Raw genomic sequence first — 20,450 nt, 5'->3', positions numbered from 1 at the left:
GTAAAGGGTGAAATAAACATCAAAATCCACGATAATACACAGTTCATGTATTGTGCAGACCTAGTTGAGATCAAAATGACTGAAAAAACATTTATTAAAGGTAAAGACCGCGATTTAGAATCGTCTATCTCTACCATGCAAAACAAGCTAAAAGCGCTAAATATTAATATTGAAGAAGCGCTGTGGCTTAACCCTGTAGCAAACTGTTATTCAGTTCATATAAAAGATAGCGACTGCGGTGTGATGTTTACTAATGGTAAAGGTGCCACTGATAAAGCCTCTATTGCCTCTGCGCTAGGTGAATATTTTGAGCGTTTAAGCTGTAACTACTTTTTTGCTGATTTTTACTTAGGCGAAGAGTTCGCCAATGATGACTTTACTCATTATCCAAACGAGAAATGGTTTAAAGTTGAAAACGATGAAATACCACAGGGTATTATGGATGAAAGCTTATGGGATTATTTTGACCCAGAGCGTGAATTAACCGCATCACACCTTTATGACTTTAACTCTGGCAATTTCGAACGTGGTATTTGTTCTGTACCGTACACTCGTCAGCGCGACAACCAAGACATTTATATTCCGGTGAATGTGATTGGTAATATTTTCGTTTCTAATGGCATGAGTGCCGGTAATACTAAATTTGAAGCCCGTGTTCAGGGGTTATCTGAAGTATTTGAGCGCGCTATTAAAAACCGCATTATTGCCGAAGGTATCAGCTTACCAATCGTGCCTGAAGAGGTGGTAAAACAATACCCTAAAATTCATGAAGCTTGTGAAGAGCTACGAAGCCATGGCTTCCATTTACGCATTGCGGATGCATCACTAGGCGGTAAATACCCAGTAATGAGTGTCACGCTTATAAACCCTGTTGATGGGTCAGTATTTGCTTCTTTTGGTGCTCACCCTTCATTTGAAGTAGCGCTAGAGCGTACCGTTACCGAATTACTACAAGGTCGTCGCCTAGATCAACTAGACGTATTCCAACCTGCTACATTTGATAACGACGAAGTCGCTACTCCTGAGAACATTGAACTGCACTTTATTGATTCAAGCGGTTTAATTTCACATGACTTTTTCCGCTCTGAAGCAGATTTTGAATTTGTACATTGGGACTTTAGTGGTTCAACTGAGCAAGAATACAACTTCTGTACTGATTTAATTCATAGCATGGGTCACGATATCTACATTATGGATTACACCCATTTAAACGTGTATGCATGTCGTATTTTAGTTCCTGGTATGTCAGACATTTATCCAGTAGATGAGTTAATTTGGCGCAACAATAATGAAGGCGCTAAATTCCGCGAAGACTTCTTATCGCTTGATCAGTACGATAGCGAACAATGGATGGAAATTTACGACAACCTCGAAGAAGCAGGCCATAGCGATATTATTCGCGCAGCTGAATTCATTGGCTTAGCAACCGACGCCGATACACCTTGGCACACACTACGCATTGGTGAGCTTAAAGCACATTTATGCTTAGCGGCGGGTAATGAAGAAGCTATTGACTGGGTTGATTGGATTTTGCATACCGGCCAAGTAAACGACGAAGCAATGCGTCACTTTCGTTGCTTAAAAGCAATCCTTGAAATTAAATATGATGACGAGCGCGAATATGCAAGTTATCAAGATGCATTAGGTTTAATGTTTGGTAGCGACAATGTCACGCTTGCTATTGAAATTGCTGAAGGTCGTAAATTATTTAACGGCTTAACGTTCCCAGGCTTATCGCTTGAGGGCTTTAAAAAGCATGCAGCACTTCTTGATGGTTACCGCAAATTACACGTTGCAAAGCAACAGCATTGGGCGCGCGAAGTTAGCGACTCATAACCACACCTAAACTACTAATTATAAAAATAAAATGGCGCATTTTTAACTGCGCCATTTTTATTTTCTCGATAAATTGACTATAGTTAGCCCATCTTGACTTACAACTTAATTACATTCTATGTCGCTGCAGCGCAAAAACAAATGCACCCGAATTAATAACGCTAAGCTGACTTTTTTATTATCGCTGGTGTTGATAATCACTATTAGCTTGGTGCTTGATCGCGTCAATTATAACCGTGAGAAAGATGCTTATCGCTTACGCGCATTGTCACAGGTAAGTACCTACAGAGCACAACTTGAAGCTGTATTAGTGTCTAATATTCAACTCATTCGTGGCTTAGCTATTGCTGTTGCCGCTGAGCCAAACTTAGATCAAACTCGCTTTGAACAAATTGCAGCCCCGCTTTTTGAAACCTCAAATGAGCTACGTAACATTGGCGCGGCGCCAGACATGGTAATAAAAATGACCCATCCGCTTAAAGGTAACGAAAAAGCGATAGGTCTTAATTTTTTGGAAAATAAAGCACAGCGCGAAGATGCCATTAAAGCAAGAGACACGAATACGATCGTGATGGCAGGTCCACTTCAGCTTGTCCAAGGCAGCGAAGCCTTGATTGCGCGCGTACCAGCATACTTGCCAGAAAATAACGCCTTTTGGGGATTGCTCTCAGTGGTACTCGATATAGAAAAAGTTTATGAAAACTCGGGGATTATTGAACTACAGCAAAATTATAATATAGCAATACAAGGACGTAATGGATTAGGTAAGCAAGGTGAGTTTTTTTTCGGTGACCCCTCTATTACTGTTCAAGACCCTCTAGAATTTACTTTAAACTTTCAAGGAGGTGTTTGGCAGCTTTATGTTATACCCAAGCAAGGCTGGCAACCAGTGAGTTCTTCGATCTGGCCTTTACGGTTCATTATTTTAACCGTGTTAGGCTTGCTCATTTCTGCCTTTTTGTTTTATCTAAAAATACTCAACCGTGAACAAGAAAGCGAAAGAATGCTTGAGGTGATGAGTAATTTAGCACAAGTCGGTGCATGGTCGTTTAACTTAGAAAAAAAACACGTGTTTTGGTCAGATATGACTAAAAAAATATTTGAATACCCATTAGATGAGCAACCAAAATGGTCAGAAAATTTAAACTATTTTAAAGAAGGTGAAAGTAGAGAAAAAATCGCTAAACTGGTTGAAAGAGCAATTAAGCATGGTGAAAGTTACGAAACTGAGCTTGAAGTGATCAATGCAAATGGTCAGTCTGTATGGGCACTTGTTCACGGTGAAGCTGAACATAAAAATGGCCGTTGTGTAAGAATATTTGGTTCATTACAAAATATTGATGCCCGTAAAAAAGTAGAATTAGAAAATCGTAAAATTGCTCGTTTTAACGAAACCTTGGCCTCCTTAACGGTGAGTGATGAAATATTAAATGGCAAACTAAGCCAATCTAAAGAATTAATCACGCAGTCTATTTGCCAAGCCCTTGAGGTAAACAGCGCCAGTATAAAATTGTTTAACCAACAAAGAACCCAGCTAATTCAATTTGCGAGTTTTAATCGTTCAGGTAGCGAAAATAATATTCCGTGGCTGCAAGAAACTATTCCTGACTTTTTTACCGCAATAGAACGAAAAGCGATATTTTGTGTTGATGATGCTCAACAACATCCCTACTTAGCCCCTATCAAAGAAAGCTACCTTCAACCGTTTTCAGTCAAGGCGATGCTGTGTGTTCTTATTCCTGCAAGCAATGGCTCTATTGGAATAGTTTGTGCTGAGCAAGATATAGTTAGAACATGGAGCCATAATGAAGAAAGCTTTTTAATTGCTGTAGGGGCTTTAATTGGCAGCCTTTACTCTAGCCAACAACGTATAGAAACAGAGGCACAACTAGTCAGGGCAAAAGAAGCCGCAGAACAAGCTGTGATTGCAAAAAGTGAGTTTTTAGCCAGTATGAGCCATGAAATTCGCACACCCATGAATGGGGTGTTGGGAATGCTTAATATTGTTAAAGCAACCCAATTAGATCAACAACAAAAGCATCATATTAAACTTGCGCAATCATCTGCAGAGTCATTGTTAGGAATTATTAATGATATTTTAGACTTTTCTAAAATAGAGGCTGGCAAGTTAGACATTGAAAATATTCAATTTAATTTACCTCGCTTTCTGGGTGAAGTGGTTGAGTCATTTGCATTAAAAGCCGAGCAAAATAACACCACGTTAATTTTGGATGCAACACATATCACCAGCAGTGAATTTATTAGCGATCCGAATAGATTACGTCAAATTTTAAGTAACTTAATTGGCAATGCCGTTAAATTCACCCAAAACGGTGAAATATTGATATCCGCTAAAATTGCCCATACACTTGACGCCACAGTTTTAGAATGTGCAATCGCTGACTCAGGTATAGGAATCAGCGCAGAGAAACAGCCCCATTTATTTGACTCATTTACTCAAGCAGACACATCAACCACACGCCAATATGGTGGCACAGGCCTGGGTCTTGCTATTGTAAAGCAGCTGTGTGAGCTCATGGGTGGCAAAGTGAGTGTGAGTAGTACACCAAATAAAGGCAGTACATTTTCCTTTTTTATAAAGATAACCCCTCAATTAGTTCAAGAGCACGAAGCATATCAAGCAATTAAAAATAAGCGTATTTGGGTTATTGATGATTGCTTACTCAATACCACTATTGCCAAAAAACAATTAACTCGCTGGGGGGCTAAGGTCAGCACGATCTGCGATTACCTGTCTATAAGTGCCTACATTAATAGCCATGAAGATACCCCACCAAACATTGTGCTCGTTGACAGTGCTTTATTTGAACCATTATACGAAGCTCAAGCACTCGCACTTAAGCAGTTTTTAACAAGAAGTAGCGGCCATTTAATTATTATGGCTCCCATGAGTTATACAAATAAAAACGCGACCTTACCATTAACCGAAGAAACCCTCGTATTTAAACCACTCACCCCTTTTGATTTACAAAATGCGCTGACTGCAAAAAGCACTATCGAGCAAACACACGTTGATACACAACTAAAGTTGCTTGCTGCCACTGAGGTTATGACAGATACACTCGCGGCGCATGTTTTATTAGTAGAAGATAATAAAATTAACCAAGTTGTTACCGCTGCTTTTTTAAAACAGTTGAACGTGACATTTGAGATTGCTGAAAATGGTGCTGAGGCAGTTGAAAAGTTGAATCAAAACCCAGCTAACACTTATCAATTAATATTAATGGATTGCCAAATGCCTACGATGGATGGCTACCAAGCAACTATTGCCATCAGAGAAGGCAAAGCAGGCAAGGTAAATAAAAACATAACAATAATAGCGCTTACCGCAAATGCAATGCAGGGTGATAAAGACAAATGTTTGGCCACTGGTATGGATGACTATTTAACTAAACCCCTCAATGCCACAACTCTTCATTCTAAGCTCCAGCAATGGCTTACAAGCAAATAACAGTGTAAGCTAAAAATAGAATTTATTAGGTGAGATAAGGTATGCAATTGCAATTATCAATGGAGCAACAACGCGTTATTGGTTGTTTATTAGAAAAACAAAGCACAACACCTGAGCACTACCCTTTATCGTTAAATGCATTAACAAATGCCTGTAATCAAAAATCGAATCGCGCGCCAGTTGTTAATTATACAGAAGAGCAAGTTCAAACAACCGTTGATGAATTAATCAGTCTGCGATTAGTCACTGTAAATGAAGGGCTGTCTGGGCGAGTTAATAAATACGATCATCGTTTTTGTAATACTGAGTTTAGTCACCTGCAATTTGATCAACAGCAAAGGGCGATTATTTGTTTATTATTATTGCGAGGCGCACAAACACCTGGCGAATTAAAAACACGCAGTAGCCGCCTTGCCGACTTTGCTCGTATTGATGATGTTGAAAAGTCACTTGAACAACTAATTCAAAGCAATCATGTTAAAAAGCTGCCGCGCGAATCAGGTAAACGGGATTGTCGATATATTCATTTATTTGCAGATCAATCATCTGTGAACGAGGCTTCACTTGAGGCACAAACACACACTGATGATATAAAAAACACTGAACTAAATGACTTACTTGCAGAAATTGATGAGCTAAAAGTCCAGCTTAAACAAATAAAAGCTCACTTAGGGCTTTAATTCATAAATATGAAATCACATAATAGTTGCTCTATGTAGAGCGTAAAAATTATTTAACTAAAGGAGCGGGCCATGCGCGCCGAGATTATGGCTGAAATGAAAGTTCAGCCTTCGATTGATGTAAACGCTGAAATTAAACGCCGAGTGGATTTTATTAAAGCACGTTTAAAAGCGGCATATTCAACCTCACTTGTACTAGGGATCAGTGGTGGTGTAGATTCATCGACCTGTGGCCGTTTGTGTCAACTTGCTATTGATGAGCTAAACCAAGAACACCCTGACACTCATTATCAATTTATTGCTGTACGCCTACCTTATGGCGTTCAAGCTGATGAAAGTGAAGCGCAAATGGCGGTTGATTTCATTAAGCCGAGCACCCGCATGACGGTAAACATTAAACCCGCAACCGATGCACTGCATGAGCAGACAATGGCAACTCTCGCGGGTACCGAACAAACACTCCCTTCGCAAGATAAAATCGATTTTATTAAAGGTAATGTCAAAGCACGTCAACGCATGATTGCGCAATATGAAATAGCCGGCTTTTGCCAAGGCTTAGTGGTCGGTACCGATCATAGTGCTGAAAATATTACTGGTTTTTACACTAAATTTGGTGATGGTGCATGCGATTTGGCTCCTTTATTTGGCCTATCAAAACGCCAAGTTCGCGCATTAGCAACCACATTGGGTGCGCCTGCGCTTTTAGTTGAGAAAGCACCAACAGCGGATTTAGAAAGTGATAGACCAGGACTAACAGACGAAGAAGCACTTGGCTTAAGTTATGAAGAAATTGATGACTTTTTAGAAGGTAAAGCAGTTTCAAGTCATGTAGAAGAAACGCTAATTGCAATTTACCAGCGCACGCAACATAAGCGCCAGCCTATTCCAACAATATACGATGCTTTTTAAATCAATATTATAAGCGTGATTTAACTGATCGAGCCGCTTGTATTTTACGTAAACATGACGTGAAAATAAGTGGCTTAAATTTTTAAAAGTTAACCTTAACGCTTGCCAACAGAGAGTTTTATATTTTATGACACCCCCTATTTTGATTACTGGTGCAGCACAACGTATAGGGCTTGCGCTGGCAAAGCACTTTATAGCCCAAGGGCAAGCGGTCATTATTACTTATCGGACCCGTCATGAGGCAGTTGATTCGTTGGAACAACAAGGGGTTACCTGTCTTTATGCTGACTTTAGTACTGATGAGGGCATTAATACTTTTATTACGTTGCTTAAATCACACACTGACTCACTAAGGGCAGTTATTCATAATGCATCAAGCTGGGACTGTGAAGCTAACAACCCTCACTTTGAGCAGCTGTTTGACAATATGATGCGCATTCATGCAAAAACACCGTACTTGGTAAACTTACATTGCGCAGATTTACTATTAAATTATCAGGCGTCGCATGCTAAACCCGCTGACATTATTCATTTGACTGATTATGTAGTGGAAACAGGCAGCCCAAAACATCTTGCTTATGCGGCCAGTAAAGCCGCACTGGATAACTTAACTAAATCATTTAGTGCTAAATATGCACCTAACATAAAAGTAAATTCAGTCGCACCATCATTAATTATTTTTAACCAACATGATGATGAGCAGTACCGCGCTAAAACTTTAAAAAAATCATTAATGGGTATCGAACCTGGATGCCAAGAAATTATCAATAGTATAGACCTACTACTGAACAGCCATTACATCACAGGGCGTGCTTTACCTGTTGATGGTGGTCGCCATCTTAAGTAAGTCCTAATAAAACTGAGAAACTTATGCATAACGAATTAAAAGAAAGCTATCAAAAAATTATAACTGCTGTAGGTGAAGACGCTGAACGTGAAGGGTTACTTGATACCCCAAAACGCGCTGCAAAAGCGATGGAGTACCTTACTCAAGGATATCGTCAAACGCTTAACGAAATCACTAACAATGCGGTATTCACCTCTGACGCTGACGACATGGTATTGATACAAGACATCGAGCTTTACTCTATGTGTGAACATCATTTACTCCCTTTTATTGGCCGCTGTCATATTGCTTATATTCCTGATGGCAAAGTATTAGGCTTATCTAAGTTTGCGCGTATTGTTGATATGTTTTCGCGTCGTTTTCAAATTCAAGAACAGCTTACCCATCAAATTGCAAAAGCGGTTGAGGAAGTAACCGGTGCAAAAGGTGTGGGGGTAATTGTTGAAGCAAAACACATGTGTATGATGATGCGTGGTGTAGAAAAGCAAAACTCAAGCATGCGTACCTCGGTAATGCTAGGAAACTTTAGAGCCGATCCGAAAACACGTAATGAGTTTTTACAGCTGATCAAAGGATAATGTATGGCAAACGCAATTATTAATGTAACTAATTTACGACTACGCACATTTATTGGTTTTAATCCTGATGAGCGTGAAAAAAAACAAGATGTGGTCATTAACCTTGAAATTCACTACCCTGCTGATCAAGCTTGTGAAACAGATGAAGTAGACCAAGCACTTAACTACAAAGTGATTACTAAAGAGGTGATTAGCTTAGTGGAGCAAGGACACTTTTTATTGTTAGAAAAACTAGTTGCTGAAATTCTTGCTGTTTGCCACTCACACCCAAGTGTTAATTATGCTAAGGCTCGAGTAGATAAACCTCATGCGTTGCGCTTTGCCGATTCGGTTTCTTTAACCCTCGACTGGCACAAATAATCCAACGGCAAGGGCTATTACCGCTAAATAACGTAACCCCTTGCCGAGCGTTACCAGCACTAAAAATGTAGTAAAGTGAACTTTAAACACGCCGCCAATAACGGTTAGTGGGTCGCCAACGATGGGCAGCCAAGCAAACAACAGGCTATAAACACCATATTTATTAAACTGCTGTTGTGCTTTTTTAAGCCCTTTTTCAGATACTGGAAACCATTTTTTATCTTTAAAACGCAATGCCTGCGTCCCTAACCAATAGTTAACACAACTGCCCAGTACATTACCCAAGGTTGCTGCAAACCAAATTAGCCATAAGTTAGTATTGCCTTGCATGATCATGCCACCCATCAATACTTCAGAGGAGCTAGGTAATAACGTGGCAGATATAAATGCTGTAAAAAATAATGTTATATAGAGCATCTTTCCCTTATGGCTAAAAACTAAACCCAGCAATTAAGCTGGGTTTGAACGACTTTTTAACTTAAAACCAATTCACCGAATAATAAAAACAGTTATTTTATCAAATTTAAGCTAAGGGGATAATTAAACTCTTTGCCATCGTTGGCTTTCACGCTTGCGATAACCACCATCACAAATGAAAAAATAGCCACCATAGGTAACAGTAGTAAACCAACCGCTGCAAAAATTAGTAAAAAACAAACAAAATAAGCTATTGCCATAGTGATTTGAAAATTAAGGGCTTTTTTTCCATGTATATCAACAATTGGCATTTCATCTTTTTTAATTAACCAGATAATAAGAGGGCCGAGTACCGACCCAAATGGCACAATAAACCCCGCTAATGCACTTAAATGACATAGCATTGCCCATGTGCGGTCATCTTTATTGACGACTTTAATCTCTTGATTTTGTTCCATTACACTCTCCCTTCTCGTCTTTATTTTGCGCTAAAATAATATTCACACTCATTAGCCACCTTAATGTAAATGCTTATTTATCCAATGCAAAGCATTTGTGTATATTTAAAAATAAAAAAAGCGCAGCAAATAGCTGCGCTTATTGATATTGCCAGACCAGTTACTTATTCACACCCGCTAAATCAAGCATAAAAGCATAATTTAATGCAGTATCTTCTAAGCGTTTGAAGCGACCTGATGCACCTCCGTGCCCTGCTTCCATATCGATTTTAAACAGTAGCTTGTTATCATCTGTTTTGTAATCTCGCAGCTTAGCCACCCACTTTGCAGGCTCAAAATATTGTACCTGTGAATCATGTAAGCCAGTAGTAACTAACATATTTGGGTAATCTTGCTTACTGACCTGATCATAAGGTGAATACGATAACATATACTCATAGTATTCTTTCTCGTTAGGGTTACCCCACTCACCGTATTCGTTGGTTGTAAGTGGAATACTTGCATCAAGCATCGTGGTCACTACATCAACAAATGGAACCGCAGCCACCATACCTTTATACAACTCAGGAGCTTGGTTTGCCACTGCACCCATTAATAAGCCACCCGCACTGCCACCTTGAGCAAATATTTTATCTTTTGCACCATACTTTTGCTCAACCAATGCCTTGGTAACATCTACAAAGTCGTTAAAGGTGTTCTTTTTAGTCAGTAGTTTACCGTCCTCATACCAAGGGCGACCTAACATTTGTGAACCGCGAATATGCGCAATGGCAAATACAAAACCCCGATCGAGCAAACTTAAGCGAGCGCTAGAAAAGGTAGGATCCATGGTCGCGCCATACGAGCCATAACCATATTGTAGCAGCGGATTAGTCCCCTCTTTTTTAAACATGTCTTTGCGATAGACTAGGCTTACCGGTACTTTAATACCATCTCGTGCAGTGACAAAAATTCGCTCTGATGCGTAATTATCTGCACTAAAATCACCGAGTACTTTTTGTTGTTTAAGTAATGTTTTATTGCCAGTAGCTAAATTAACATCATACGATGAAGCGGGTGTTGTCATACTGGTATAATACACACGTAATGTATCGCTATTTAAATCATTGTTACCGTAGGTGCTAATTGTATAAGCACTGTCGTTAAAACTAAGCGGTACCTCTTTACCCGTGGTTAAGTTACGAGCAATAATAGTCGACTGACCCATTTCACGTTGCTGATACACTAAGTAGTCGTTAAATAAGTCGATGCCTTCTAATTTTATATTATCGCGAGCGGGGATCACCGTTTGCCAATTAGCTTTATCGCCAGCTTTATCAATATCTACTTTCATTAACTGAAAGTTGACTGCGTTTAAATTAGTGACAATATAGTAAGTATTACCCAGCTTAGAAATTCCATACTCCAGATCCGCTTCACGTTCAATCAAGCGTTTTGGCATAGCCTTAACATCATCAGCACTTAAAACCGATACACCTGACGCAGTTGTACTGCTGTGCCAGATATAAATTTCTGAATCGTCTTTGCTTTTGCTAATACCCATGTAATAACTGGTATCTGTTTCTTCATAAACGAGTTCATCTTCAGCCTGTGGGGTACCGAGCGTATGACGATAAACTTGGTAACCTAGTAAAGTTTGTAAATCTTTTTTTATGTAATAAAGCGTTTTGTTGTCGTTTGCCCAAACAACACTGCCATTCGTACCTTTAAGCGTATCTTCGAGTAATTTATCAGTGCTTAAGTCTTTTATTTTTATATTATAAATACGACGACTTACGGTATCTTCACCATATGCCATTAAATTGCCGTTTGGACTTACATCTAAACCACTTACGGCATAATAATCATGTTCCTTAGCTAGCTCGTTTACATCTAAAATAACCTGCTGGTCAGTGCCTGCAAAATCACTACTACGTACATAAGTTGCGTATTCGTTATCACCGCGAGTTTGTGATGAATAATAATAGTCACCGTTTTTAACTGGCACTGAATCATCGTCTTTTTTAATTCGCCCTTTTAGCTCTTCAAATAACCTAGTTTGTAACGTTTTTGTATGCGCAAGCATTGCATCTGTATAAGCATTTTCAGCCTCAAGGTAACTAAGTACCTCAGGATCTTTTCGCTCATCATCACGCATCCAGTAATAATCATCGATACGAGTGTCGCCATGAATAGACATTTCATATGGTACTTTTTTAGCAACCGGCGGCATTACTGCGATTTGAGATACAGACTGTTCAGTAGGCGTGTTTTGTTTAACTTCAGGTGCTTTATTACAACCACCTAAAATAGCTAACGATATTACGGCAAGCGTAAACGAAGTGTGTTTCATTAATTTAAATCCCTGTTGTTTTTATTATATTAAATATACCTAATATTAAACACGACAGAAATTTAGTTTGTGAAGCTATGTAAAAAGGGAGCCGAGAAATTCTTTTTATATAGTTAAGACTTCAGTTATCCTAACAGTAACGAAGTAGCATTAAATAGTCTCTTCCTGCTGCTAATCAATAAGGACAATAATGAATAACGATGTAATTAACATTTTAACAATGGCTAAGGTCATTCAAACAGCGGTTGCACCCGTTTTTTTAATTACTGGTATTGCAGCAACGCTCGGGGTTTTATCTAATCGCTTGGCGCGAATTACAGACAGAGCCAGACAGTTAGAGCGAAAATTAAAAGTTAGCACCGATGAAGAATTTAACTTGTCTCTGACTACAGAGCTTAGAGCACTCCTTAAGCGTTCTCGCTGCATACACATTGCATTTAGTTTAAGTGTATTAAGTGCACTATTAGTTTGCGCCGTGGTTATGCTGTTATTTTTATCGCACATACAGTCGATTAATTTAGGTGTCACTATTGGCAGCTGTTTTGTTGGTGCAATGGCATTGCTAATATGTGCGTTTATGTCATTACTCGGTGAGGTGTTCTTGGCAACGCGCAGTATGCGTCGAGGGATGATTTTCGCAGATATAGATATAAACGAATAATAAAAAACCCCGAGTCAATCGTGCTACTCGGGGTTTTACTTATTTAAAACAGATTACTGTGCAGTGTAAATAGTTTCTAACACTTCTATTTTAGCTTCTTTAATCAAACCAGATTCTTTTAGCTGCTTTGATGCAACTAAAATATCTTGACCATCATTTACAGCTAAAACAGCAATTTTAGTGCCTGGGAATAAAGATACGACCTTCAAACCTGCAGCCGAAGCAACATCGCTTGCACTCATACCATCTTTTAAAAGAATAGTAATATTACCTGATAGTGACGTTAGGTTATTAGTAAAAATATTGCGAACTAATGTTCCTTTTGTGACCACATCAGACGATTTATCTACGCTTACTACTGTCATCTCACCTTTTTGCATAACGACATGCTCTTCTGAAGCAACACTCGAAGGCACTAAACGTAAGTTCTTTTCAATTTTGTAAGAACCAAAATCCGCTTTATCAAACTTTAATTTAGCTACTTGTTTCTTAGGAAGCTGAAGCTCTTTATCTGAGCTAGTGTTTGCTGTTGCCCCAAACGAAATACACGCAGCAGCACCCAATACGATTAATTGTTTAATTTTCATCTTTATAATCCTTACTCTTGACCTGCGTGACCAAATGCACGAAGAGATACACCTTCAAGTACACTTGCTGAGTTATTATTACTAATACCAGTAACACCTAGAGAATTATTTGAGCCTCGACTAAATGCAAAGCTGTCTGCGCTTGTATCTAACAAACGAACAGTCCAAGTACCTTTCGTAGACTCTCCGTAGAAAGCATTTGAAAGCATCACTGCGTCTTTAAGTACATAACCTACACTCCAGCTATTCGTGAAGCTATATGCAGGGTAAAACAAAGCTTGTTTAGATGAAAGTAATACACTTCGAGTACCCGCTGGCGAAGTAACCTCAATAGCTAAATCATTACCAGCAGATGTTTGAGTACCATCACCTAGGCCGAAGCCCATTTCAGGGTTGCTTACATCAAATTTAAATTGCATTGCCTCAATGTTTAATTCTTCTGTAACTACAATTTCTTGCGTTAAACCTGTAGCACTGTTATCAGGAATTTCTAATGCTAGTGCACTCTCAGAAACGGCTGAACCAACACCATTCCAATCCGTGATTACTTGCTCACCTAATGAAGCGTCATAAGACTTAGCCATTGCAACCGCTGCACCTGCATCTACACGCCCAAAGCCATATAAGTTATTAAAGCTATAACCAGCGGCATTTTTAACCCAACCATCATGTGCAACAAACTCACCATCTGCGGTAGTTAATTTTACAGGGGCATTTTCAGCGTCAATTAATGTACTTGTTGACGCTAATATATGACGCACATCACGCCAAGTTAGTTCAGGATTAGCCGAAAGAATAAGTGATACTACACCTGATGCATTTGGCGCAGCAGACGATGTACCGTTAAATGTAGATGTATAGTTACAACTTGCGTTATCTTCATTACCAGGATAGTTAAATGGGAACTGGCTTATGGCAAACTCTTCTCCATATCTCTGAGTAAAGCTTGCAACAGCACCACTATTAAAGCCTGAGTAACCGTTGATACATGTCATCTGATCCGTTGTTACCATTGCAGGTGCCCAACGACCATATTCACCAGCTGGCGCTGAAACCATTAAGTTAGCACCTGCTGTTGAGTAGCTAGTGTGCTTACCATTTGCATTTACAGCAGCAACACTTAGATAGTAAGGATGGCCTTGGCTTGGCTCAAACGCACCGTTATAACACGTTAAACCTAAGTCATTAGCTCCATTATCTTCACATAGTGAGCCTTCATCACCGCCATCAACAAAAGAGTTACCACTCGATTTCATATTAAGTGCACCCTTACCATCTCGCAGGTTTAGGTTTGGGTATGACTCAATAGCTTCATCTAATTCTGAATATGCAATAAATGTTGGGAAAGTTATGCCATAACTACGGTTAAACGCAGAAATATTTTCTGTTGTGCTAATGCCGCTTCCAGGGAAACCATGCACCATTAACTCAGTTTGTGGGATTTTAGCACCACCAAGATAATTCATACCAATTAAACCAGCATCAGGAGCAACGCCACGGCCACCTTTACCATTCCAACCTTTTGCAGCAATCAAACCAGCAACACTTGTACCATGATCACCACTGTTTGACATACTAGTAGGATCTGTACGGTCAGTCGCATCAGCATTTAGGTTTAAAGAGCGGTTTGGTAATACATTATCGATTAAATCTTCATGGCGGATTTCCATACCCGAATCGATCACAACTGCCGTTGCACCTGCCCCAGTAACACCTTGAGCATAAGCATCAACAACATTCATATCTTCACCAGCTACAAGCTCTGTCGCCTCTGATTGAGCAAAGCTAGCGTTGACATCGGCTTGTGCTTCTTCTTCTGTATCGCCAAATAAACTAACGTACAAATCAATTAAGCCTTGTTTCATCTCATCACTAAGCGAGTAAGCTTTCTGACCTGTATTGTTTAGGTGCCACTGCTGATTTGCAAGAGGATCTCCAATAATTCCTGAGATATTAATTTTCGCAGAGGCCGTTTTACCGTTTGCAGTTACTGTGTAATCAATAACCGCATCTTCACCAGAAACAGGCACATATGTAAACGAAGTACCCTCTACTGTTAACATACCATGGCTAAACTTAAAGACACCATCTTGCGCGGTAATTGCCTCGCCATTTTCAGTAAAACTAAAAGTAAGTGCGTCACCATCATTATCACTTGCTTTAAAGTCTGCAGTAACTGGAACCCATTGTTTTAAATCAGTAACGACAACATCACTCGCTTTTGGTGCTACATCAGTAACAACTGGAACTGTATTGTTATTATCATTATCGCTTCCACCACACCCTGATAGCGAAATTACTATCGCTGCAGACAACGCTGACAGCTTAAAAATATTATTTTTCATAAATGCTCTTCATTGGTTATTTTTATGACATCTGAATGTACACAATCAAACAACAAGCAGCAACACTGCATTTACAAACATTCACAATAAACCGTAAAATAATATCAGCCCGATTAAAATCCCGTTAATAATATCAAAGTAATAATCTATGCTTTCCCTTGAACTAAAGCCTGAGCTAAGATACAAAGATAATTAAAGAACCCTTAAAGGAGTAGAGTAAAGTGAAATTGAAGCAAGTATTTATCGGGGCGTTACTATCTACATGCGCATTTAGCGTATCTGCAAATTCTGCATTCAAAGAGCCGAGTGATGCGATTGAGTATCGCCAAGCTGCATTTTCTATGATTTCAGTTCAAATAGGCGATATGGGTGCCATGCTCAAGGGTAAAATTCCTTTTAATGCAGAGCAATTTAAGCAGCGTGCAAATAACGCAGCGGCATTGTCTAAAATGCCTTGGGAAGCTTTTTACGCAGGTACTGATAAGGGTGATACATCAGCACTTCCTGCGGTATGGTCTGAAAACGATACTTTTATGAAAAAAGCGACAGCATTTCAACAATATGCTGATGAACTTGCTGTAGCAGCTCAAACAGGTGACAAAGCGGTCATTGGTAAAGCATTTGGTGCATGGGCTAAAGGCTGTAAAGATTGCCATAAGCAATTCAAAGACTAATAAATTCTGTGTATTAAACAATAAAAATGGCGCTGTATTAGCGCCATTTTTTTAACTAAGCAGATAACTTAAAGGCTCACTTCCCCAAGTACTCATTAATAAAACCAGTAATAGTAAAAATAAAACCCATGCAATCCATGGTGACTTTGTCTCAGGCTCTAAGCTTTGTGTTGGCAGTGCTTTATTGCCTGTGATCATTGCTTTTACTAAAGGCTTGCCTTTAATTTTGTAAGCAATAATAGCCACAACATGCAAAATAATCGCATAAAATAAAATATCAAAATTGATATGGTGCAGCCAGTTGGCAAAATCAATCGTATCACTCGATACATACTGCGCTAACGGGCCATCAGCTAAAATGCCATCACTGCTCATTAAACCACTAACCAGTTGCGTAATAATCAGTATAAAAAATAATAACACCATATAACTACCTGGTGCAGAATGGCCCACATCATTTATTTTTTTGCCACTAAAAGAAGCAAGCACCGACTTAGGAGAATGCAGTAATGCCGATATTCTTGCCGTTTTACTGCCTATAAGACCCCATATAATCCGCGTTGAGATAAGCGCTAAAGTAAAAAAGCCAACCACAAAATGTAGCTCTATCATGCCTTCTTCTGCACTAAAATAAAGCGCAGCAATACTCAATACTAATAACCAATGAAAGCTTCTTAAAAAGCCATCCCACACTTTTACCTTGAACATTGCACCTTCCCTAAAAAACAGTATCATCTAAAACGCTAACTATTTTAGCATCTCAATATTAAGGTATCCTAATGAGTCTTTCCACCTATGCGCAGAGTAAAATACATGCAGTCCATTAAAAAACCGATACTAAAAGGCTTTTTAGATATGCTGCCATTATGTTTAGCCGTTATTCCTTGGGGGATTTTATGTGGCTCTTTGGCAATACAAAATGGCTTTACCCCTTTTGAGACTCAAGCTATGTCGCTATTGGTATTTGCTGGCTCGGCTCAACTAGTTGCTATCGAGTTAATGGCTGGTAATACCCCTCTATTAACCATTTTATTTACTACATTTATTATTAGCTCTCGTCATTTTTTATATGGCTTGGCGGTTCGTCACAAAGTGATTGAGCAACCCATGCGTTGGCGCCTTCCAGTCAGCTTTGTATTAACCGATGAACTATTTGCTTTTTCGCATCACCCTCGCGCCTACCAGACTAAAACGCGCCTAATTTACGCGCTCAGCGCAGGCTTTAGCTTTTACATTGCTTGGAATATTTGGACTCTGATCGGTATTGTAGCCGGTACTATGCTCCCTGATCTCACCAACTTAGGACTCGACTTTGCGATTGCTGCAACCTTTATTGCTTTGGTTATCCCAGGAGTTAAAAATTTAGCCACTCTTGTCACGGTCATTGTTGCAGGGATCTGTGCTACTTTATTAAAAAGCACAGGCTTTGAGCTGTGGTTAGTATGCTCAGCACTATTAGCAATGAGTGCAGGTTACGCTGTAACTAGAATAGTAAAAAATAAGGACGCTAAATCATGATGACGACTATTTTACTTATGGCATGTATTACCTTTTTTACCCGTTATTTATTCTTACACCGCGCGCTACCATTTAAAGTAGGGCCTAAAATGCAGCAGTTTTTGAGCTTCAGTGCACCTGCGGTTCTAACAGCGATTTGGGTGCCGATTGTATTTATAAATGATGGTGGCATTAATCTAAATTGGCAAAACCCTTATTTAAGCGCAGCGATTGTAGCCATTATAGTTGCTTACAAAACACATAATATTTACCTAACCACACTTGCTGGTATGGGGTTATTTTTGATTTTAAATTAACAGTAACGCCATAGCAGTGTTCACTATTTCGACTTTGTTAATCACCAAGCAAAGGTTAGACTATGCCAAATAAACAAATAATAGCTTAATAATATGCACCCATTTCATCAACTAAGTGCTACTAGCCTGCAAGGCCAACCTATCGATTTTAAAGAGTTTGTAGGTAAAGTTGTGTTAATAGTAAATACCGCAAGTGAGTGTGGATTCACCTATCAATACGAGTCATTGCAAGCATTACACGAAAAGTATGCCAGCCAAGGTTTAGTCATTATAGGTTTCCCGTGTAACCAATTTGGCCAGCAAGAACCCGGAGACGCGAATCAAATAGCGCAAGGTTGTTTAATCAATTACGGAGTTAGTTTTTTAATCGCAGAAAAAGTGAACGTTAATGGTCAGCATACACATTCGGTTTTTCGCTATTTAAAATCTGTATTGCCGGGGTTTTTGACACGAAAAATTAAGTGGAACTTCACAAAGTTTTTGATTAATGCAGATGGCTCACCGATTAAGCGCTACGCGCCCTTTACTAAACCTGAAAAACTAGAAAAAGTAATTGAAAAAGCATTGCTCGCAGCTAAAGTTTGAGGCTTAAAAATTATAAAGAGGCATAAAGCCTCTTTATTACCAACCCACAGAGCTTTAAATACTACCTAAGTAGCAGTTAAAAGCTAATATGTCGGCACTGATTTGTACTAGCGACAACCTAATCAATATAATCGTTTAAGTCATCTTCACCTAGGTTTTTACGCAAGCGTTTTTGCTCAAGGTAATCCTCTAACTTTCTTTTCACCTTTTGCTTTTTCTTGTCGTGTTGATTACGCCCGACCATTTCGTATTCGTCTTCAACAAAATCATCATCTAGCGCATCGTAACTAAATGTCTTACCCACAACCCACTCCATAAAGTGTTTGAGACCAATTACGGATTCTTGTATCGCGATAATTGGTGAAATTAAAATGTTCAACGCAAATTCATTGTACAAATTTACGTCAAAATAAAGCCACATCGCTATCCTAAATAGGCTCTGTGTCAGTATTGTGAATAAATAGCGCTAAATTTGAATTGTGGAAAGTGAGAGTTTTTTATCGTATCGATAAATTTTATTTATTAGCATTTGATTATTGGTTATTTTGACCAAATTTTAGCTTTTTCAATGACTTCACTTTCAACTTCAAAGCACCTTTAAAATCACAAATCACTGTTTTTAAAGATTAAAAACTATTGGCACCAAACTTGTTATAAGTTAATTATCATCAGCAAAAAACAGAGAATAAACATGAAAGAATTATTATTAGTTAGCGCAATTATGTGCGCCCCCGTCGCCATGGCTCATAATGATAACAGCTCTTCAATTTCATTTAGTAACGACGAATGTAAAGTTGAGTTTAAAAACGATGTACGTATAAAGCCAAGTGAATTAGAAATTTTTAAAGCCAACAATCAACGTATGACCTTTACCACTCAAGGTGAGTTGTCGATCAATGGCGAGCAAGTAGCATTAAATAGCGTTCAGCGCCAAGCACTGACCAACTACACAGATAATTTACGCGCGCAATTACCTGAAGTAGCCAACATTGCACTTGATGGCGTTAAAATTGCGGGCGTTGCATTAGAAGAAGTCGCCAATGCATTTAATATTGATGGCCTCGATAACATTGCAACCTTGATGGACGATATTCAACAAGAAGTAGAGGGTACCTTTTACCAACAAGGTACGTTTGTCATGGGCCAGCAAAGCTTCACTCAGTTTGGTGAAAACTTTGAACAGCAGTTTGAACAACAAATAGAAACTGCCGTTGAGTCGGCCGTAATGCAATCAATGGGCAGTATTTTAGTCGCATTAGGCTCTGAGCTAATGGGTTCAGGTGGCGACATGCAAGCCTTTGAAGAGCGCATGGAAAATATGGGCTCACAAATAGAAGAAAAAGTAGAGCTCCATGCAAAAAAACTTGAACAGCGTGCAAATACACTGTGTGGTGACTTTGTTGAAATCGCACAGCAAGAAACTCAACTTGCTGCGCAAGTGCCTGCATTAAAAGGCTATGAGTTATTTACTATAAAACAGCACTAACTGCTCAGCATTTTAATTAATCTCCCTTTGCGGCATTTGCTTTTAAGCTATGCCGCATTTTGCGTTTTTTACCCCACCAGTCCCATTTAACTCAAATAATAGACTGTTGAGCGGATCTGCTCTTGCCGTTCAGAGGCATTTTGTGGCTTCATAGTAAAATACAAACCAAAGTATAATCTTCACTTCGCTCTAGATCACTTAGAATGCCGTCCGAGCTGATGATTGTAAGCCCAAATTGCAACATATTAAAACCACCTCTTTTTAAGTTTTAAATTCTTGAGGCGGTGCGATCCCCAGTTAGACGCGTTTTAAAACGCAACTAACTCCAAAGTGCCTAGTAACCTAGGCACTTTTTTTATAATTTAAAAACCTCGCAACACTCTTTTTTATCGTTTATTTACTGCTCTTA

At 39.1% G+C, this 20,450-nt stretch carries 20 protein-coding genes; 13 read left to right on the top strand and 7 right to left on the bottom strand.

Annotated elements, in window-relative coordinates:
- Nucleotides 1-75: 75 nt before the first annotated feature.
- The 7 genes from ycaO (at nucleotide 76) to folX (ending at nucleotide 8,682) form a co-directional block, all read left to right on the top strand.
- Nucleotides 76-1,836, top strand: a complete 1,761-nt coding sequence (gene ycaO, locus AAEY57_RS05255; RefSeq protein ID WP_013463710.1) for a 30S ribosomal protein S12 methylthiotransferase accessory factor YcaO — start codon at nucleotides 76-78, stop codon at nucleotides 1,834-1,836.
- Between the two features lie 118 nt (nucleotides 1,837-1,954).
- The gene (locus AAEY57_RS05250; protein WP_350606755.1) at nucleotides 1,955-5,308 is read left to right on the top strand and encodes an ATP-binding protein; all 3,354 of its coding nucleotides are present in this window, start codon (nucleotides 1,955-1,957) and stop codon (nucleotides 5,306-5,308) included.
- Between the two features lie 47 nt (nucleotides 5,309-5,355).
- Nucleotides 5,356-5,988 carry a YceH family protein gene (locus AAEY57_RS05245; RefSeq protein WP_350606798.1) on the top strand — a complete coding sequence of 211 codons (633 nt, stop codon included), beginning with the start codon at nucleotides 5,356-5,358 and terminating at the stop codon, nucleotides 5,986-5,988.
- A gap of 72 nt (nucleotides 5,989-6,060) precedes the next feature.
- Complete coding sequence (gene nadE, locus AAEY57_RS05240) at nucleotides 6,061-6,897, top strand: NAD(+) synthase (protein WP_013463707.1); 837 nt, start codon at nucleotides 6,061-6,063, stop codon at nucleotides 6,895-6,897.
- Nucleotides 6,898-7,024: 127 nt separating this feature from the next.
- Nucleotides 7,025-7,744 carry a dihydromonapterin reductase gene (folM, locus tag AAEY57_RS05235; protein WP_013463706.1) on the top strand — a complete coding sequence of 240 codons (720 nt, stop codon included), beginning with the start codon at nucleotides 7,025-7,027 and terminating at the stop codon, nucleotides 7,742-7,744.
- Nucleotides 7,745-7,767: 23 nt separating this feature from the next.
- On the top strand, nucleotides 7,768-8,322 hold the full coding sequence (gene folE, locus AAEY57_RS05230) for a GTP cyclohydrolase I FolE (RefSeq protein WP_008108996.1): 555 nt from the start codon (nucleotides 7,768-7,770) through the stop codon (nucleotides 8,320-8,322).
- Nucleotides 8,323-8,325: 3 nt separating this feature from the next.
- Complete coding sequence (folX, locus tag AAEY57_RS05225; RefSeq protein WP_013463705.1) at nucleotides 8,326-8,682, top strand: dihydroneopterin triphosphate 2'-epimerase; 357 nt, start codon at nucleotides 8,326-8,328, stop codon at nucleotides 8,680-8,682.
- Here folX and AAEY57_RS05220 read toward each other — a convergent pair.
- The 3 genes from AAEY57_RS05220 to AAEY57_RS05210 form a co-directional block, all read right to left on the bottom strand.
- Nucleotides 8,659-9,099: a YqaA family protein gene (locus AAEY57_RS05220; protein ID WP_016900229.1), complete on the bottom strand. Its 441-nt coding sequence runs from the start codon at nucleotides 9,097-9,099 to the stop codon at nucleotides 8,659-8,661. The genes folX and AAEY57_RS05220 overlap by 24 nt on opposite strands.
- Nucleotides 9,100-9,191: 92 nt before the next feature.
- Nucleotides 9,192-9,557 carry a DUF4870 domain-containing protein gene (locus AAEY57_RS05215; protein ID WP_010392586.1) on the bottom strand — a complete coding sequence of 122 codons (366 nt, stop codon included), beginning with the start codon at nucleotides 9,555-9,557 and terminating at the stop codon, nucleotides 9,192-9,194.
- A gap of 160 nt (nucleotides 9,558-9,717) precedes the next feature.
- A complete protein-coding gene (locus AAEY57_RS05210) occupies nucleotides 9,718-11,889 on the bottom strand; it encodes a S9 family peptidase (protein WP_350606750.1) in 2,172 nt (723 codons plus the stop codon).
- 190 nt (nucleotides 11,890-12,079) lie between these two features.
- Between AAEY57_RS05210 and AAEY57_RS05205 the strand changes: the two genes are divergently transcribed.
- Nucleotides 12,080-12,550: a DUF2721 domain-containing protein gene (locus AAEY57_RS05205; RefSeq protein WP_013463702.1), complete on the top strand. Its 471-nt coding sequence runs from the start codon at nucleotides 12,080-12,082 to the stop codon at nucleotides 12,548-12,550.
- A 53-nt stretch (nucleotides 12,551-12,603) separates the two neighbouring features.
- Here the strand turns inward: AAEY57_RS05205 and AAEY57_RS05200 are convergent, their stop codons facing one another.
- Entirely contained in the window at nucleotides 12,604-13,137 is a 534-nt protein-coding gene (locus AAEY57_RS05200; protein WP_013463701.1) for a serine protease external chaperone, read from the bottom strand.
- 11 nt (nucleotides 13,138-13,148) lie between these two features.
- Nucleotides 13,149-15,482, bottom strand: a complete 2,334-nt coding sequence (locus AAEY57_RS05195) for a S8 family serine peptidase (protein WP_350606747.1) — start codon at nucleotides 15,480-15,482, stop codon at nucleotides 13,149-13,151.
- A 221-nt stretch (nucleotides 15,483-15,703) separates the two neighbouring features.
- On the opposite strand from AAEY57_RS05195, the gene AAEY57_RS05190 reads away from it, so the two are divergent.
- On the top strand, nucleotides 15,704-16,156 hold the full coding sequence (locus AAEY57_RS05190) for a c-type cytochrome (protein WP_262976356.1): 453 nt from the start codon (nucleotides 15,704-15,706) through the stop codon (nucleotides 16,154-16,156).
- A gap of 51 nt (nucleotides 16,157-16,207) precedes the next feature.
- Here AAEY57_RS05190 and AAEY57_RS05185 read toward each other — a convergent pair whose 3' ends face one another.
- Nucleotides 16,208-16,864 (bottom strand): cytochrome b/b6 domain-containing protein, encoded by a 657-nt coding sequence (locus AAEY57_RS05185; protein WP_350606746.1) that lies wholly within the window; start codon nucleotides 16,862-16,864, stop codon nucleotides 16,208-16,210.
- A gap of 105 nt (nucleotides 16,865-16,969) precedes the next feature.
- On the opposite strand from AAEY57_RS05185, the gene AAEY57_RS05180 reads away from it, so the two are divergent.
- The 3 genes from AAEY57_RS05180 to AAEY57_RS05170 all read left to right on the top strand — a co-directional run bounded on the left by AAEY57_RS05180 (nucleotide 16,970) and on the right by AAEY57_RS05170 (nucleotide 18,555).
- Entirely contained in the window at nucleotides 16,970-17,674 is a 705-nt protein-coding gene (locus AAEY57_RS05180) for an AzlC family ABC transporter permease (RefSeq protein ID WP_064663190.1), read from the top strand.
- Nucleotides 17,671-17,970 carry an AzlD domain-containing protein gene (locus AAEY57_RS05175; RefSeq protein ID WP_016900234.1) on the top strand — a complete coding sequence of 100 codons (300 nt, stop codon included), beginning with the start codon at nucleotides 17,671-17,673 and terminating at the stop codon, nucleotides 17,968-17,970. Before AAEY57_RS05180 ends, AAEY57_RS05175 begins: the two co-directional genes overlap by 4 nt.
- A gap of 93 nt (nucleotides 17,971-18,063) precedes the next feature.
- Nucleotides 18,064-18,555, top strand: a complete 492-nt coding sequence (locus AAEY57_RS05170; protein ID WP_013463695.1) for a glutathione peroxidase — start codon at nucleotides 18,064-18,066, stop codon at nucleotides 18,553-18,555.
- Nucleotides 18,556-18,673: 118 nt separating this feature from the next.
- On the opposite strand, the gene AAEY57_RS05165 is transcribed toward AAEY57_RS05170, so the two are convergent.
- Complete coding sequence (locus AAEY57_RS05165) at nucleotides 18,674-18,859, bottom strand: PA3496 family putative envelope integrity protein (protein WP_008108975.1); 186 nt, start codon at nucleotides 18,857-18,859, stop codon at nucleotides 18,674-18,676.
- 387 nt (nucleotides 18,860-19,246) lie between these two features.
- Between AAEY57_RS05165 and AAEY57_RS05160 the strand changes: the two genes are divergently transcribed.
- Complete coding sequence (locus AAEY57_RS05160) at nucleotides 19,247-20,041, top strand: YggN family protein (RefSeq protein ID WP_350606742.1); 795 nt, start codon at nucleotides 19,247-19,249, stop codon at nucleotides 20,039-20,041.
- Nucleotides 20,042-20,450 lie beyond the last annotated feature (409 nt).

This window comes from Pseudoalteromonas sp. MER144-MNA-CIBAN-0113, from assembly GCF_040308965.1.
Classification (GTDB): Bacteria; Pseudomonadota; Gammaproteobacteria; order Enterobacterales; family Alteromonadaceae; genus Pseudoalteromonas; species Pseudoalteromonas tetraodonis.
Note: the sequence above shows the minus strand (reverse complement) of the source record. Positions and strands in the feature narration are given on the sequence as shown.

What these genes read in the sequence shown, in the direction of transcription:
- ycaO (WP_013463710.1), top strand. Translation starts at nt 76, where the DNA reads ATGACTGAAAAAACATTTATTAAAGGTAAAGACCGCGATTTAGAATCG.
- AAEY57_RS05250 (WP_350606755.1), top strand. Translation starts at nt 1,955, where the DNA reads ATGTCGCTGCAGCGCAAAAACAAATGCACCCGAATTAATAACGCTAAG.
- nadE (WP_013463707.1), top strand. Translation starts at nt 6,061, where the DNA reads ATGCGCGCCGAGATTATGGCTGAAATGAAAGTTCAGCCTTCGATTGAT.
- folM (WP_013463706.1), top strand. Translation starts at nt 7,025, where the DNA reads ATGACACCCCCTATTTTGATTACTGGTGCAGCACAACGTATAGGGCTT.
- folE (WP_008108996.1), top strand. Translation starts at nt 7,768, where the DNA reads ATGCATAACGAATTAAAAGAAAGCTATCAAAAAATTATAACTGCTGTA.
- folX (WP_013463705.1), top strand. Translation starts at nt 8,326, where the DNA reads ATGGCAAACGCAATTATTAATGTAACTAATTTACGACTACGCACATTT.
- AAEY57_RS05220 (WP_016900229.1), bottom strand. Translation starts at nt 9,099, where the DNA reads ATGCTCTATATAACATTATTTTTTACAGCATTTATATCTGCCACGTTA.
- AAEY57_RS05215 (WP_010392586.1), bottom strand. Translation starts at nt 9,557, where the DNA reads ATGGAACAAAATCAAGAGATTAAAGTCGTCAATAAAGATGACCGCACA.
- AAEY57_RS05210 (WP_350606750.1), bottom strand. Translation starts at nt 11,889, where the DNA reads ATGAAACACACTTCGTTTACGCTTGCCGTAATATCGTTAGCTATTTTA.
- AAEY57_RS05205 (WP_013463702.1), top strand. Translation starts at nt 12,080, where the DNA reads ATGAATAACGATGTAATTAACATTTTAACAATGGCTAAGGTCATTCAA.
- AAEY57_RS05200 (WP_013463701.1), bottom strand. Translation starts at nt 13,137, where the DNA reads ATGAAAATTAAACAATTAATCGTATTGGGTGCTGCTGCGTGTATTTCG.
- AAEY57_RS05195 (WP_350606747.1), bottom strand. Translation starts at nt 15,482, where the DNA reads ATGAAAAATAATATTTTTAAGCTGTCAGCGTTGTCTGCAGCGATAGTA.
- AAEY57_RS05185 (WP_350606746.1), bottom strand. Translation starts at nt 16,864, where the DNA reads ATGTTCAAGGTAAAAGTGTGGGATGGCTTTTTAAGAAGCTTTCATTGG.
- AAEY57_RS05180 (WP_064663190.1), top strand. Translation starts at nt 16,970, where the DNA reads ATGCAGTCCATTAAAAAACCGATACTAAAAGGCTTTTTAGATATGCTG.
- AAEY57_RS05175 (WP_016900234.1), top strand. Translation starts at nt 17,671, where the DNA reads ATGATGACGACTATTTTACTTATGGCATGTATTACCTTTTTTACCCGT.
- AAEY57_RS05170 (WP_013463695.1), top strand. Translation starts at nt 18,064, where the DNA reads ATGCACCCATTTCATCAACTAAGTGCTACTAGCCTGCAAGGCCAACCT.
- AAEY57_RS05160 (WP_350606742.1), top strand. Translation starts at nt 19,247, where the DNA reads ATGAAAGAATTATTATTAGTTAGCGCAATTATGTGCGCCCCCGTCGCC.